The sequence below is a fragment of the Streptomyces sp. NPDC028722 genome (genome assembly GCF_040637655.1).
Lineage (GTDB): Bacteria > Actinomycetota > Actinomycetes > Streptomycetales > Streptomycetaceae > Streptomyces.
The window spans coordinates 130,146-144,368 of sequence record NZ_JBEZWU010000008.1 but is presented as its reverse complement, the minus strand read 5'-3'; the positions used below and the strand labels follow the sequence as shown (position 1 = coordinate 144,368).

The 14,223-nt window shown below is 74.3% G+C and carries 12 protein-coding genes and 1 pseudogene; 8 read left to right on the top strand and 5 right to left on the bottom strand.

Annotated elements, in window-relative coordinates; all coding sequences use genetic code 11:
* The first annotated feature begins 122 nt into the window (after window positions 1-122).
* Entirely contained in the window at window positions 123-2,291 is a 2,169-nt protein-coding gene (locus tag AB0F03_RS15440; protein WP_361991151.1) for an acetoacetate decarboxylase family protein, read from the top strand.
* A gap of 34 nt (window positions 2,292-2,325) precedes the next feature.
* Window positions 2,326-2,586 carry a hypothetical protein gene (locus AB0F03_RS15435; protein WP_361991148.1) on the top strand — a complete coding sequence of 87 codons (261 nt, stop codon included), beginning with the start codon at window positions 2,326-2,328 and terminating at the stop codon, window positions 2,584-2,586.
* Window positions 2,587-2,623: 37 nt separating this feature from the next.
* On the opposite strand, the gene AB0F03_RS15430 is transcribed toward AB0F03_RS15435, so the two are convergent.
* On the bottom strand, window positions 2,624-4,243 hold the full coding sequence (locus tag AB0F03_RS15430) for a peroxidase family protein (protein WP_361991145.1): 1,620 nt from the start codon (window positions 4,241-4,243) through the stop codon (window positions 2,624-2,626).
* A 115-nt stretch (window positions 4,244-4,358) separates the two neighbouring features.
* Window positions 4,359-5,642 (bottom strand): cytochrome P450, encoded by a 1,284-nt coding sequence (locus tag AB0F03_RS15425; protein ID WP_361991143.1) that lies wholly within the window; start codon window positions 5,640-5,642, stop codon window positions 4,359-4,361.
* A 129-nt stretch (window positions 5,643-5,771) separates the two neighbouring features.
* On the opposite strand from AB0F03_RS15425, the gene AB0F03_RS15420 reads away from it, so the two are divergent.
* The 3 genes and pseudogenes from AB0F03_RS15420 to AB0F03_RS15410 form a co-directional block, all read left to right on the top strand.
* Window positions 5,772-6,473, top strand: coding sequence for a lysophospholipid acyltransferase family protein (locus AB0F03_RS15420; protein ID WP_361991140.1), 702 nt, complete (start codon window positions 5,772-5,774; stop codon window positions 6,471-6,473).
* 251 nt (window positions 6,474-6,724) lie between these two features.
* A complete protein-coding gene (locus AB0F03_RS15415) occupies window positions 6,725-7,972 on the top strand; it encodes a beta-ketoacyl-[acyl-carrier-protein] synthase family protein (protein ID WP_361991137.1) in 1,248 nt (415 codons plus the stop codon).
* A gap of 39 nt (window positions 7,973-8,011) precedes the next feature.
* A pseudogene (locus AB0F03_RS15410) lies at window positions 8,012-8,310 on the top strand (acyl-CoA desaturase); the annotation flags it as partial.
* Between the two features lie 135 nt (window positions 8,311-8,445).
* Here the strand turns inward: AB0F03_RS15410 and AB0F03_RS15405 are convergent.
* Together AB0F03_RS15405 and AB0F03_RS15400 are read right to left on the bottom strand one after the other, a co-directional pair.
* Entirely contained in the window at window positions 8,446-9,102 is a 657-nt protein-coding gene (locus AB0F03_RS15405; protein ID WP_361991134.1) for a GNAT family protein, read from the bottom strand.
* A gap of 307 nt (window positions 9,103-9,409) precedes the next feature.
* Window positions 9,410-10,111 carry an ATP-binding protein gene (locus AB0F03_RS15400; protein WP_361991131.1) on the bottom strand — a complete coding sequence of 234 codons (702 nt, stop codon included), beginning with the start codon at window positions 10,109-10,111 and terminating at the stop codon, window positions 9,410-9,412.
* Window positions 10,112-10,418: 307 nt separating this feature from the next.
* On the opposite strand from AB0F03_RS15400, the gene AB0F03_RS15395 reads away from it, so the two are divergent.
* The 3 genes from AB0F03_RS15395 (at window position 10,419) to AB0F03_RS15385 (ending at window position 13,015) form a co-directional block, all read left to right on the top strand.
* A complete protein-coding gene (locus AB0F03_RS15395; protein ID WP_361991128.1) occupies window positions 10,419-11,294 on the top strand; it encodes a helix-turn-helix transcriptional regulator in 876 nt (291 codons plus the stop codon).
* Between the two features lie 63 nt (window positions 11,295-11,357).
* Window positions 11,358-12,173 (top strand): SAM-dependent methyltransferase, encoded by an 816-nt coding sequence (locus AB0F03_RS15390; protein ID WP_356822731.1) that lies wholly within the window; start codon window positions 11,358-11,360, stop codon window positions 12,171-12,173.
* Window positions 12,174-12,514: 341 nt separating this feature from the next.
* Window positions 12,515-13,015, top strand: a complete 501-nt coding sequence (locus tag AB0F03_RS15385) for a hypothetical protein (RefSeq protein ID WP_361991124.1) — start codon at window positions 12,515-12,517, stop codon at window positions 13,013-13,015.
* A 67-nt stretch (window positions 13,016-13,082) separates the two neighbouring features.
* Here AB0F03_RS15385 and AB0F03_RS15380 read toward each other — a convergent pair whose 3' ends face one another.
* Window positions 13,083-14,144: a glycerophosphodiester phosphodiesterase family protein gene (locus tag AB0F03_RS15380; protein ID WP_361991509.1), complete on the bottom strand. Its 1,062-nt coding sequence runs from the start codon at window positions 14,142-14,144 to the stop codon at window positions 13,083-13,085.
* Between the last annotated feature and the right edge of the window lie 79 nt (window positions 14,145-14,223).

Below are 14,223 nucleotides of genomic sequence, written 5' to 3'. Positions count from 1 at the left end.
ATCCTCTACCTGGATGGATGAAGGTGCGGGCCCGCTCACCCTGGCCGACGATGGGGGCGAGGCCACGTCCGCGGACGCGGCCCCGCCCCTGTCCCCACGTCGTCGAGCCGAGGGAGCGTCGGATGCGAGCGGAGGGCACCGCACTCGGACGGCCCGTGCCGGACGGTCAGGGCGTCCAGGAGCTGCTGCGCCGGTGCGCGCGGGACGTGGTGGACGTCGCCGAGGGCATCCGCGCGGTGTCCGCACGCACCAGTACCGCCCTGTTCTCCCCGGACCTGGCCGCCTCCGCGCGCCGGCGCCCCCGCACCGGCCTCGCCGCCCGGTGGGCGCTGCTGCGCGCCCTCACCAACAAGCAGGGTTTGGGCGGTTCGGCGATCACGGCACCGAACGGCGTGGGCCATGTGCTGGGCGCGGCCGGGGAGGTGCTGGGCCGGGAGAGCCTGGCGGCGCTGGTGGCCGTCGGCTCGCTGCGGCTGCGGATCGCCGCCGTGCTCATCGACCACCCCGAGTTCGAGCGCGATCCGGGCATGCGCCGGTTGATGGAGGCCGTCACCGCCGACCGGGACCTGGAGTCGGTGCGGGCCCTGCGCGCGCTGTTCCGGGACCAGGGGGCCCAGCGCGCCCTTTCCGGGCTGGCCCCGCTGATGGCCGAACTCCTCGCGATCCGCGCCCTGCTGGACGAGGACCCGCAGAACGACGAGACCGGCTGGGCGCTGGCCGCCGGCCGTGCGCTGTCCGCCGACCCGCTGCACGGCGTCAGCGCCGCCCGGCTCGCGCATCTGGACAAGGGCGAGGGCGCCGCCGAGGCCGTCGAGCTGACCGGCCAGGAGAGGCAGGTCATCGCGCTGGAAGGCTCCCTCCTCGGTTTCCTGCGCAACATCGAGATGCTCTCCACCGACGGGCGGATACTCGTGCAGAACGTGCGCGGTCCGGACGGTGTCGTCCGTTACGTCGTCCAGGCGCCCGGCATGGCACCGGGCCGCCCGCGCAACGACTCCCCGCAGGACTTCGTCGGCGCCTGGCGCAACCTGTTCCTGACGGACTCGCCGTACACCCGCTCGATCCTCCTCGCCCTGGACGACTACGGCATCCCGCGCGGCGCCGACCTCGCGCTGATCGGGCACAGCGAGGGCGGGATCGCCCTGATGAACCTCGCCCAGGACGAGGAGTTCTGCCGCACCTACCGGGTCACCCACGTCGTCGCCGTCGGCTCCCCGGTCGACAGCAAGAGACCCGCCGACCCGCGCACCTGGGTCGCCAGCATCACCAACCAGCACGACATCGTGCCCGTCCTCGACGGCCGCGGCGCGGGCACCGCGTTCGACCCGCACCCCGCCTGGTACGAGGTCGACTACATCGGGCCCGGTCACGAGTTCCCGCTCTGCCACATGATCCACGAGTACATCGAGCACCTCAGGACCGTGATCCCCGAGGCCCGCGAGCGTGTCGACGACGCGCTCGCCCCTTACCGGGGCCCTGTCGTGCGCACCCAGGCCTACCAGCTCAAGGACCGTGCCAACCCGCCCGAGGGCTACCCCTTCCTGACCCTGCCCACCGCCTCCGTGCCCACCGCGGCCGGCCCCGTCGACGTACCCGTGCGCTACTACGACTCCTCCGCCGTCCATCTGTGCTTCCCCGTCGACGCCGGTACGGCCCGGAGCTTGCTGCCCGACGTCACGTGGCTGGCACCGAGCCGGCTGGGCCGGCGGGCCATGGCGGTGCTCTCGGTGTACGAGCACCGCTGCACCACGATCGGCCCTTACACCGAGATCGTCCTCTCCCTGCTGGTGGACGACCTGTGGCGGCCCAGCCCCTACGACGTCGCCCTGGACCTGCTGCGCCGCGTCGACCTGCGCCGCACCGGCCGCTACGTCCTCTCCCTCGCCGTGACCAGCGAGGAGGCCCGCGTCGTCGCCCAGGAGATCTGGGGCCAGCCCGTGCTGCGGGTGACCGCCGAGGCCGACCTGATGGGCCGGGAGATCCGTGCCGGCTCCCCGGACCTCGGCATCACCGTCGACGGCCGCCTCGGCCGGGGCGTGCCCTGCCCCGAGGCCGACTGGATCCTCTACGGCCGCCGGGGCGAGAGCACGGTGCGTACCCTGGTCCGGGCCCACGGCCGGCTCCGCCTGCACCGCGGCGGCGGAATCGGGCTGCGGCTGGACACCGCGGCCGCCGAACCGTTCGCCGGGCAGCTGCGCCGGCTCGGTATCGACACGGCCCGGCCGCTGTTCGTCCTGACCTGCCCCCAGTTCATGCTGCACCGCAGCGCCGGCGCCCTCCTGCCCCGCTGACACCTCCGCACAGCCCGCCGACCGGGAGTACACCATGGTGACCGAGTCCCCCGCAGTGACGCCGTACGACACCCGGCTCCCCGACCGCGCCGGTACGCTCCGGTCGGACGCCGAGCTGATGGAGGAGTACGCGCGACGGCTGCGCGCCACGGCCGCCACGCTCGGCGACTGCCCGGCGGCACCGGAGTGGAGCCGCCCCACCCTGGAGCAGCAGGCCGCCGCCTGCATCATGGCGGCGGAGCAACTGCGCACCGCCGCCGAGGCGTTGCTCGCGCACGCCCGAGCCGGAGCCTGAACCCGGCCGGCCGCCCCGCCGGGCGGTCCCGGCCGGCTCAGCGGGCCGGGGTCCGGGTGTCCGCCGCGCTCCGGCCGAGCGAGACGAAGTAACGCGTCTTGTCCTCCGGCAGGTTGCGGTGCAGCAGGTCGGAGAAGCCGCGCGTCCCGCGGACGATCCGCAGGCCCTCGGGGGAGAAGGTGCCGGGCGTGAACAGGCGGGGCGCCAGCAGCGGGTTGTTGAGCGCCTCGGAGAACGCGTCGACGGAGATGACGCGTTCGAGCAGCCGGCCGAAGACGGCACCGGGCTCCGGCTCCTCGGCGAACAACCCGACGTACAGGTCGATCGCGTCGATGTCGCCGTACATGTCGAGCAGCGCCTCCTGCACCCGCGGGTCACCGGAGATCTGCCGCGGGTCGGTGACCCGGGGGAAGCCGTAGTAGGCGCGGTAGTCGTTGTACGAGGCCAGCCGCAGGTCGCGGCCCACGGCGACGGCGTGCGCCTCCAGCGGCAGCAGCAGCGCGTCCGTGTTGAACAGACCGACCTGGCCCGCGGGTTGCCGGGACAGGTCCTCGAACAGCGGGCCGAGGCCCCGGTCCAGGACCAGCTGACCGTTGGCGACGGTCCGCTCCAGCGGCACCTCACGGCCGCCCAGGCCGTACGTGGACGGGACGAGGCTGTGCCAGCGGTAGACCAGGCTGAACTCGATCGTCGCCCAGTTCTCACGGTGCCAGACCCCGCGGTCGGTGCGGACGGGGTCGAGGACGAACGCGAAGTGGTACGGCGTGATGTGGTTGATGTACTCCTCCAGCATCACCCGGATCATCATCACGATCAGGGTGTTGCGGGTGGTCTGGAAGACGCGTTCGTCGTCCCAGTCCGGATGCGCGCCGGCGATGATGCCGGCGACCCGGTTGTGTTCGCGCAGGAAGAGGACGTTCATCGCCATCGGCCCGATGTGCGCGTGCGCGCGTTCCCCGCCCCACGCGAACAGCGTGTCCACGTACGTCTCGGGCACCTCCTCGAACCGGGCCGGTCTGATCGCCCGGAACTCCTCCGTGATCCGCCCGCCCTCGCACAGGGCGGGCGGGAACTCGGCCCCGCCGATGATCCGGCTCTTCATCCGGCCGCCCTCGAAGGTGCGCAGGCAGGCGGTGACCTCCTCGCGGTCGCCGTACAGCTGGGACATGTCCAGGGTGTGCGGCGAGTCGGTGCGGCGCGGGTCGCCGGTGGCGGCGTGGCCGCGCAGGAAGCCGTCGGTGAACCACTGCGCGAACGCCGGCAGCAGCGCGGTGGACCGGGTGCAGCAGCGGCCCTCGCCCTCCCGCCGGAACAGCTCGGCGACCTTCTCCGGCGCGGGCAGGTCCTTCCGCACGGCGGCCACCGGCGGCAGGTGCCGGCCGACCCAGGAGCGGTCGGTCAGGGAGTCCCAGGAGGGGTACGGGGCCTTGGTGCTCAGCGGGTCGGGACGCGGCGGCGCCTTGAGCACCGCCAGATCGGTGAGGGTGGAGTTGAGCCTGCGGTGCAGCCACCTGCTGCGCTGGGCGGCTCGCCAGACCGGGCCGAAATGGGTCAGCAGGTGCGTCTCGAAGCGGTTGCGCACGCCGTCCCGGGACCTGTCCCTGACCCCGGTCCGCGGTACGGTCCTGGCCTGGGCTGAGCGAGACGTGACGGTCATGGGTCGTCCTCCGTTCGGTCGCGGGCCGCATCCCCGGGTGCGGATCCTGGTGTCGGTCCCGGTGCGCGGGTCGCGGGTCAGGCCCCTTCTGCGGGCCCGGGGGCGCGTCCCGGTGTCAGGCCGCAGGCACCGCGGTGCGCCCGGACCGCACCCGGTAGTGCTGCGGGAACGGGGTGCCCGCGTAGTCCAGGGCGCGTTCGCCGCCGGGCAGCGGGCGGACGCCGGGGCGCAGCAGCACACGCCGCACCAGTTCCGGCACGATCTCCTGCGCCGCGTACCGGCCGACACAGTCGTGGGCGCCGTGACCGAGGACCAGGTTGTGTGCGGGCGGGCGCCCGGGCCGGAACTCGGCGGGCGCGTCCACGACCTCCTCGTCGAACATCGCCGAAGCGAAGCAGGCCAGCACGACGCTCTTCGCCGGGATCACCGTCTGCCGCGGCGTGCCCGCGGCCAGCACGTACTCACGTACGCACAGCCGGGGTGTGACCGGCACGAACGGGTGGAAGCGCAGCGCCTCCCAGACGTAGGCGTCGAAGCGGGCCGGGTCGTCCGCGCCCGCCGCCCGCTCCGCCTCGGCCAGCACACCGGGGCGCACGGCGAGTTCCTTCAGCGCGGTGGCCGAGCACTGGGTGGCGTTCTGCTGATAGCCCGTCAGGTAGCCGACCAGGTTGGCGTTGATCCGCTCGTCGTCGAAGCCGTACTCGGCGGGCAGCCGGGTGCGCAGCATCCGGCCGAGGATGTCGTCGGGACCGTCCCCGGAGTCGCCGGCCCGGCGGCGCGCGATCAAGTCGGCTACCGCGTCGCGCAGTTCACGCCCGGCGGCCACACCGGCCGCGTGGACCTCCGGGTCGCGGCCGGGATTCACGGCGAACGCCCACTGCATCCGGAGGGTGCAGGAATGCAGCGTCCCCTCCTCGATGCCGGCGAAGCCCAGATAGGCGGCGGCGACCCGGGCGGCGGCCACGCGGGCGTAGTCCTGGACGAGGTCGAAGGTGTCCGCGCCACCGGCGGTCGCCTCGTCCAGTACCTCGTCGGCGATCCGCGCCGTCAGCTCCCGCACCCGCGGCGCGTCCTCGGCGGCGAGCATCAGCTGCCCGTACCCGCGCTCGCGCCAGTGCACGTCACCGCCGTCCCGGGCGAGGACGAACGGTGCCCCGAGCACATTCTCCAGTGCCGGCCCGAACACCCCCACGGTGAACGTTCCGGGTGCCGACAGCACCTCCAGGACGTCGGGGTGCCGGGTGACGAACACCCCGACGGGTGTGCCGAACACCGGGCGGTGCGCGCGCAACTCGGCGAAGAGAGCCGCCCTGCCGGTCGCCATGGCCTCCCGCAGCAGGGCCACCCGCTGCGGGACGTCGTCCTCCGCGATCGCGTCGTACGCGGCGAGAAAGTCCATGACGGCCATTCAGCCACCGGCCGGCGGCCACCGCACCTCGGACCGGCATTCGGGGCAGTGCGGGCGTGCGCGCCCGCGCCACCCCCGTCATGATCGCCCCGGGGACCGTACGGCGGAGAGGAGCGCACGATGCTGTCCGCGTGGGCCGGGGCCCTGCTGCCCCTCTTCAGCGACACGACCGTGAACGGCACCGGCCACCTGGCGCAACCACCCGGCACCGGCTGCCTCCTCGCCGCCGGCCACACCTCCTTCTTCGACCCGGTGCTCCTCGTCGGCACCCTGCACCGGCTCGGCCTGCGCCCCGCCGTACTGGCCACCGCCGGACTGTGGCGGGTGCCCCTGCTGGGCCCGGCCCTCACCCGGGAGGGTCACGTGCCGGTGCACCGGGGCAGCCGCCGCGCCCCGGACGCCCTGCGGCACGCCGCCGACGCGCTCACCGCGGGCCACGGCGTGCTGATCCACCCCGAGGGCGGCCTGCCCCGCTACAGCGCCTCCCACGACCGCCCGCCCGGACGGCTGAAGTCCGGTGTCGTCCGGCTCGCCCTGTCCACCGGCCTCCCCGTCATCCCCGTCGGACACGCGGGCGCCCGCCGGGTCTCCTCCGGCAGCCGCCAAACAGTTCGCGGGCTGGGCGACCGCCCCCCTACGCCGCCCTCGTGTCCAGGTGCACATCGGCCCTCCCGTCCGGCTGGACACCGACCACCCCCTGGACGACCTGGAGACCGCGCTCGCCTGCGCCTGGGCCGGCGCGGTCCGCGCCCTGGACGGCCGGCCCGGCGAGGACGGCACACCCGACGGGGAGGGCATACCCGACGGGGAGAGCACGCCTGACGGGGACGGCCAGTTGTGCGCCGGGCGGCACTGATGTCCGGGCGGTACCGACACCCGGGCGATAGCGACCTCCGGGGGATACCGACCTCCGGGCGGTACTGACGTCCGTTCGGTACCGGGCTCCGGCGGCCCGCGCCGGCGTCCACCGGCCGGGCCCGATTCGCGCATCCGGGTGGTAGCGGCCCCCGCCCTGGGCCGATCGAGTTGCCGCGGCCCGCAACAGCCCCTCGCGGCACGGATAATCACGCCTCATGCAGCAGGTGAGAGCAGGCGTACGACGGGCCCCGGTCGCCGTCACCGGACTGGGTCTCGTCACCCCGGCGGGCATCGGCAAGGACGCGGCCTGGACGGGTCTGTGCGCCGGGCAGTCCACCGCCGCGACCGACCCCGGACTGGACGGACTGCCCGTGGCCTTCTCCTGCCGGGTGCCCGGCCCGGACGCGGCCGGCCTGCTCGGTCACCGGCTCGCCCGCCGGCTCGACCGGTTCACCACCTTCGCGCTGCTCGCCGCCCGCGAGGCCGTCGCCGACGCCCGGCTCACCCCGGTCGGCTGGGACGGGCCCCGCGTCGGCGTGGTGATGGGCGTCGGCACCGGGTCGATGCAGGGCTGGCAGGCCGAGTTCGACCGGCTCGCCGACCACACCCCCCAGCGCGTCTCCCCGCTCGCCCTGCCCCGCAGCGTGCCCAACATGGCCGCCGCCGAGATCGCCCTGGACCTCGGCGCGCTCGGCCCCAACATGGTCGTCAGCACCGCCTGCGCGTCCGGCACGAGCGCGATCGGCCTCGCCCGGGACTGGCTGCTGTCCGGCCGGTGCGACCTCGTCCTCGCCGGTGGCAGTGAGTCCGCCCGGCTGCGGATGACCGCCGCCTGCTTCGCCCAGATGCGCGCCCTCTCGCGCCGTTCCGCCGCCCCGCACGCCGCCTCCCGCCCCTTCGACCGCGACCGTGACGGCTTCGTCCTCGGCGAGGGCGCCGCCGTCCTCGTCCTGGAACGCACCGAGGACGCCCGCGCCCGGGGCGTACGGCCCACGGCGCTGCTCGCCGGGTTCGGAGCCTCCTGCGACGCCCACCACTTCACCGCCCCGCACCCCGACGGCGACGGCGCCGCCCGCGCCGTGAGCGGCGCCCTGGACGACGCCGGACTGGCCCCCGAGGACATCGACCACGTCAACGCGCACGGCACCGCCACCCCACAGGGCGACGCCGCCGAGCACAACGCGCTGCACCGCGTCTTCCACCGGCCCCCGCCCGTCACCGCGCTGAAGGGCACCATCGGGCACGCCATCGGCGGGGCCGGGGCCATCGAGGCGGCCTGCACCGTTCTCACCCTGCGCCACCAGCTGATCCCGCCCACCGCCAACCTGGACACCCTCGACCCGTCGATGGACCTGGACGTCGTCACCAAGGTGCCCCGGCCGCACCGCATACGAGCCGCCGTCAGCAACTCCTTCGGCTTCGGCGGCCAGAACGCCGTCCTCGCCTTCACCGCCGTCGACTAGCCCGCCCCCGCCGAGAGATAAGGTCGCCATGTCCTCGGAACTCTCCGGCTCCCCCCTGCCGGCGGCCGGTCCTGACAGGGCGCGCCGACCGCGCTGTTCTGGGCCGGGCTGGTCCGGATCCGGCTGGTCCACCACGTGACCTGGTCCGTCAACTCCATCTGCCACGCGGCCGGCTCCCGCCCCTTCCGCAGCCGGGGCCGGGACCGCTCCGGCAACGTGTGGTGGCTGCCCCGCTCTCCTTCGGCGAGTCCTGGCACAACCTCTGCCACGCCGACCCCACCAATGCCCGGCACGGCGTGCTCACCGGCCGGCTGGACACCGGCGCCCGGCCGCTCCGCATGGCACCGGTGACGGACCGTGCCGGTCGGCGGGGCGGACTGCCCGGGCCGGCCGGTGGAGCCGCCCCCCGGTCCGGCAGGCGAGGGGGCCCGCTCGTGGTGGCCGCTTCTCGCGGCCCCCGGGCCGGCCCGGGGTCAGTGGCAGCGGGAGGTTGTCGGGGTGTCGTGGCGGTGCCAGACGCTGGTGATCACGCGGCCGTTCGGGAGGGTGTGCCGGGGCGGGCCCTCGTCCGGGACGAAGCCGGCGCGGGCCAGGGCGCGGCGGCTCGCGGTGTTCCCGGTCTCCGCACCGGCCCGGACCGTGGCCAGCCCGACATGGTGGTGGGCCAGTTCGGCGCCCGCGCGGAACAGCTCCGCGCCCAGGCCCTGGCCGCGGCAGCCCGGCGCCAGCCAGCCGCCCATCTCGCCCGCCCGGTGCTCCAGTTCGAGCCCACCGGCGTAACTGAGGTCGGACCTGCGCACGCACACCAGCAGAAGGGGGTCGTCCGGCCCGGGTGCGTACGGCTCGGCCAGGCCGCGGGGGATCCGGCGGCCGTCGTCCCCGGCCGGCCGCCATGCCAGCAGGTTCCGGCGGGTGTCGGGGCCGGGCACCACCTCGTCCGCCTGGGTGCCGAGCCACCGCTGCGCCTCGGCGTCCGCGCTCGCGGCGAGCGCCGCCACGACGTCCAGCCGGGTCCGGGGGGTGAACAGCAGCAGGCGCTCGGTGGCCAGGACGTGCCGGCCGGGCGCGCACCGCCCCGGCACGGGCAGTCCGCGGGCGGCCGGGCCCCGGCGGAACAGCGACCAGACCATGGAACCCCCGGCGCGACGGCACACGCGGCGGACCCGGACCCCGTACGGGACACGCGCCGCCGCCGGTGCGGACGATCCGCACCGGCGGTGAATCTAGCGGGTCGCGGGACGGATGCCGTGCTGGTGCCGGTGTGGAGCGGGCCGTGGTTCAGCCGGACTGTCCCTGGGAGCCGGGCCTCGGGCGGGTGCGGGTCCAGGACGGGTCGGCGGCCGGGGGCGGGGTGGGGGTGGGTGCGGTGTGGGGCATGGGGGGCTCCTTCGGACGAGTGGGGGACGGTCCGGGGGCGTGTCCGCGGGGGTGTGGGGGTCAGGCGCGGCCGGACGGCAGTTCCGCCCAGACGACGCGGGCGCGCCGGCCGGGGACGGCCGTCACTCCCCAGTCGTGGCTCAGCGTGCCGACCAGGAGGAGGCCGCGCCCGTGCGGGTCGTCGGGACCGGGACGGCGCGCCACCGGCAGGGCCGGGCCGCCGTTGGCCTGGTCCTCGACCTCGATCCGCACCCGGTCCGCCACGGCGGTCAGCCGGCAGCCGATCCACTCGCCGGCCGCGTGCACGAGGGCGTTCGTGACCAGCTCGGAGACCACCAGGACCACGTCGTCCCGGGCGTCCTCCGGCACGCTCCAGGCGGTCAGCAGGTCCCGTACGACATGGCGGGCGGTGCCCACGGCCGTCGGCAGGGCCGGCAGATCGAAGGCGGCGGTGCCGCGGCGGACCGGCGCCGCCGGATCGCAGGCGGTGGTGGCGGGGAGGGGGGCTCCGGAGGCGAGCCGGTCGGGGCCGTCGGGCCCGGGGAGTCGACCGGGGCGCTCGCCTCCGGAGCCGGGGATGCCGGCCGGAGCGGGCAGTCGGCACAGGGACTGCCCGCCGTCCGGTATCCGGCGCAGGGGTGCCTCGATGTCCGCCGCCCGGTGTTCGGGTGGCGCCCCGGACAGGAGCGACGGCGCCTGCTCCCGGGGGAGTCGGGCCGGTCTCCGGTTTTCGGGCGGTCGGGGGAGGGAGGGCGGAGCCATCGCCGTGCGCCTTTCGTGGCCTCGCTTGTCGGGGGTTGTCACTCGGCCCGGCCACGGAGCTGCGGACGGCACACCGCCTCCGCGGAGGCCGTGGTGCGGCCCGTCTCCCCCAAGCCGGCCGCGCCGTCCGCTCCTTGGTCGACCGGAGCGGTGGGCCCACTCTGGCACCTGCCAACAACACCCCGCAACCAGCGAGTTGAAATTTGCAAGTAGCCAAGTGCATGCTGCATCCGCCAGAACGTGATCGAATGGGCTGGGAAACCGATCGCGTACGAACGTGACCCGGGCGCCGGACGAGGGGGTGGGCGTGACCGCGGAGACCGACTGGGGCGGCGCGCCTTCCGTGCTGCGCATGATCCTCGGCAGACAGCTGGAGGAACTGCGCACCCGGGCCGGACTCGGCTACGCCGAGGCGGGGGCGGCGATCGGGGTCAGCCATTCCACGATCCGCCGCATGGAGGCGGCGAAGGTGGCCCGGCTGCGGCTGACGGACGCCGAGAAACTCCTCCAGGTCTACGGCGTCACCGACCAGGAGGAGATCGACACCTTCCTCCAGTCCGTGCGCGAGGCCAACAAGCGCGGCTGGTGGCACACCTATCGCGACGTCATGCCCGACTGGTTCGCCGCCTATCTCAGCCTGGAACAGGCGGCTCTCCAGATCCGCGTGTACGAGAACCAGTTCGTGCACGGCCTGCTCCAGACCGAGGACTACGCGCGCGCCCTGCTCACCGCGGCCAACCCGCACGCGTCCGCCGAGGCCACCGAACGCCGGGTCGCGCTGCGCATGCGCCGCCAGGAGGTGCTGGCCCGGCCGGCACCGCCGCGGCTGTGGGTGGTGATGGACGAGACCGTGCTGCGCTGGCCGGTCGGCGGGCCCGAGGTGATGCGCGCGCAGATCGACCACCTCATCGAGGTCAACCGGCTGCCCCAGGTCACCGTGCAGCTCATGCCGTTCCGCAACGGCCCCCATCCGGCCCTGCGGGCCGGCGCCTTCCACCTGTTCCGCTTCCGGGCCCGTGAACTGCCCGACATCGCCTACCTGAGCGGACTCGTCGGGGCGGTCTACCTCGACAAGGCCGAGGACGTCGTGGTGTACCGGGAGGCCCTGGACCGGCTGGGCGCGCAGGCCGCGCCCGCGCGGAAGACCGAGGCCCTGCTCGGCGCGCTGCGCGAGGAGCTGTGATCCGACCCCGTGACGCAATCCCCCGCCCCCCGCAGACCCACCGACCGAATGGGAGACACGGCGTTGCCCGACAACGGATGGCCGGCCGACCGGATCGACACCGAGAACGCCCACTCCGCCCGGATCTACGACTACATACTCGGCGGCAAGGACTACTACCCCGCCGACCAGGAGGCCGGTGACGCGATGTCCCGGGAGTGGCCCGCGCTCCCGGTGCACATGCGCGCCAACCGCGACTTCATGACCCGTGCCGTGCGCTGGCTCGCCGAGGAGGCGGGCGTCCGCCAGTTCCTGGACATCGGCACCGGCATCCCCACCTCGCCCAACCTGCACGAGATCGCCCAGGCCGTGGCCCCCGGGTCCCGGGTCGTGTACGCCGACAACGACCCGATCGTCCTCACCCTCTCCCAGGGACTGCTCGCGAGCGCCCCGGAGGGCCGGACCTCGTACATCGAGGCCGACTTCCGTGACCCGTCCGCCATCCTGGACGCCCCCGAACTGCGCGAGACCCTGGATCTGAGCAGGCCCGTCGCGCTCACGGTCATCGCGATCGTCCACTTCATGCTGGACGAGGACGACGCGGTCGGTGTCGTCCGCCGGCTGCTGGAACCGTTGCCGTCCGGCAGCTATCTGGCGATGTCCATCGGCACCGCCGAGTTCGCGCCCGAGGAGGTGGGCCGCGTCGCCCGCGAGTACGCGGCCCGCAACATGCCGATGCGGCTGCGCACCCTGGACGAGGCCCACGCGTTCTTCGAGGGCCTGGAACTGGTCGAGCCGGGCATCGTCCAGGTGCACAAGTGGCACCCCGACGGCACCGGCGAGAAGGGCATCCGGGACGAGGACATCGCGATGTACGGCGCGGTCGCCCGCAAGCCGTGACAGACCCGGGGCCGGGGTCCGACCCACCTCCCGGACCCCGGCCCCGCCTCACCCGTACGGCGGGCCGGGCGGGTGCCCGGGCGGCACCGTGAGCCCCTCCGCACGCCACCCGTGTCACCCGGCGCGCGCGGGCACCGCCGCCGCGCCGACCGATCACGGCGCCGACCGATCACGGCGCCGACCGATCACGGCGCGGTCGTGGTCCGACGCGCCGGTGGGCCCGCGGGAGATGACCGGAAACGATCGCCGAGCGGCGGAACCGCACCGCGGGAAAAGAGGTCTTACGGTCTGTCGACGGCCGGGATCGGGCCGGTCGCGAAGAAACCGGGGGAAAGAGACACATGTCCATCCGCAGCCGTAAGACCCTGCTCACCGCCGCGGCGCTCACCGCGGGCCTCACCCTGGCCGCGGTGACGCCCGCCCTCGCGGGGGTGGGCGCGAGCCACACCCCCCGCGCCGCCGCCGTGTCGTCCGCCCAGGGCGACCCGCGCAACGCCACCCAGCACGTGGCCGACTTCTACGGCGCCTACATCGACGCCGTCTGGGCCACCGACGACCCCACCGCCGCCGCGAGCGCCAAGGCCCTGCGCGGTTTCCACCTCTCCGCCGCCGCCAAGAAGGCGGTCACCGCCTACGAGAAGAAGGAACACGCCGACGGCATCCTCTTCGCGCAGAACGTGCCGGTGAAGTGGAAGGTGGCCTACACCGGTTCCGGCGCGGGCCACGCCACCAGCCGGGTCACGCTCACCTGGAGCGACGGGGCGCACCCCACGGTCAGCCGGATCGACGTCCAGTCGGACCTGAAGACCCTGAAGATCACCCGCCTGAAGCCGGTCGGCTGACCGGCGGCACCGGGCGTGCGGCCCCGCCCCGCCCCATTCGGGGCGGGCCCCACGCCCACCGCACCCGTCAGCCGCGACCGTGCGGGAAGAAGGACCGCGGCAGCGGCATGCCGCGAGCGGCCATGATCTGCCGGACCCGGTCCGGGTAGTCGGTGATGATCCCGTCGGCCCCCAGGTCCATCAGCGCCTCCACCGTCGCCGGGTCGTCACAGGTCCACGGGACCACCTTCAGTCCGCGGGCGTGCGCCTCCGTGACCATGGCCGCGTCGGAGTAGAACCGGAATCCGGGGTCGCCGACCTTTCCGGTCTGCGGGAAGCCGTAGTTGGGGGAGAGGGTCGTTACGCCGGGAAGTGTCGCCGCCGCCCGGACGAAGTCCCCGCCGTAGTCGTCCGCGTCGATCCCGCCCAGCCACGGGGACGCGCCCGGCCTGCCGACCTCCAGGAAGTCATGATTGGTCAGCGCCACCAGCGGCCACTTCGGCGCCAGCCGGTGCATCACCCGCAGCGCGCCCCAGTCGAAGGACTGGATGGTGACCTGCCGTTCGAGGCCCGAGCGGTGGATCTCCTCGTACACGCGGCGGACGAACACCTCGCGCGGCGCGGTCTGTTCGGGCGCACCCGCCTCCACCTTGGTCTCGATGTTCAGCGTGACCTGCCGCGCGTGGTAACGCCTCACCAGGTCGAGGACGTCCCTGAGTTGCACCATCCGGAAGCCCTTGACGACCTCCTGCCCCGGGAAGCCGGGCAACTGCTGGTAACCGCAGTCCAGCGTGCGGATCTGAGCCAGCGTCAGGTCCTTGACGAACTTGCCGACGTACGGGTACATCGGGTCGCCTGGCGCGACCGGGCCGGTGTCCCGGCACTTGACGCCGCTGACCTGCCGGTCGTGATCGACCACGACCCTCAGGTCCCGGGTCACCTGGGTGTCCAGTTCCAGCGTGGACACCCCGAGCCGCATCGCCTTGCCGAAGCCCTCCAGGGACTCCTCGGTCGTCAGGCCGAGGCCACCGCGATGCGCCTGGAGGTCGAAGCGCGCCGCCGGCGGGCCGCCCGGCACGGCCCGCGCGGCCACCGGCGACAGCAGCGCCGGCACCAGGGCCAGACCGGCGAGCAGCTGCCGTACCGGCAGGCACCGTACGGTTGGGAGTCGTAAGGGCATCGGTAACCTCACTGCGGTCGGGACGCGTACACGGTGTCCGCCGTCGGGC

Coding starts and splice junctions, on each gene's coding strand:
- AB0F03_RS15420 (WP_361991140.1), top strand. CDS start 5,772: ATGCTGTCCGCGTGGGCCGGGGCCCTGCTGCCCCTCTTCAGCGACACG.
- AB0F03_RS15430 (WP_361991145.1), bottom strand. CDS start 4,243: ATGACCGTCACGTCTCGCTCAGCCCAGGCCAGGACCGTACCGCGGACC.
- AB0F03_RS15400 (WP_361991131.1), bottom strand. CDS start 10,111: ATGGCTCCGCCCTCCCTCCCCCGACCGCCCGAAAACCGGAGACCGGCC.
- AB0F03_RS15425 (WP_361991143.1), bottom strand. CDS start 5,642: ATGGACTTTCTCGCCGCGTACGACGCGATCGCGGAGGACGACGTCCCG.
- AB0F03_RS15405 (WP_361991134.1), bottom strand. CDS start 9,102: ATGGTCTGGTCGCTGTTCCGCCGGGGCCCGGCCGCCCGCGGACTGCCC.
- AB0F03_RS15435 (WP_361991148.1), top strand. CDS start 2,326: ATGGTGACCGAGTCCCCCGCAGTGACGCCGTACGACACCCGGCTCCCC.
- AB0F03_RS15415 (WP_361991137.1), top strand. CDS start 6,725: ATGCAGCAGGTGAGAGCAGGCGTACGACGGGCCCCGGTCGCCGTCACC.
- AB0F03_RS15385 (WP_361991124.1), top strand. CDS start 12,515: ATGTCCATCCGCAGCCGTAAGACCCTGCTCACCGCCGCGGCGCTCACC.
- AB0F03_RS15440 (WP_361991151.1), top strand. CDS start 123: ATGCGAGCGGAGGGCACCGCACTCGGACGGCCCGTGCCGGACGGTCAG.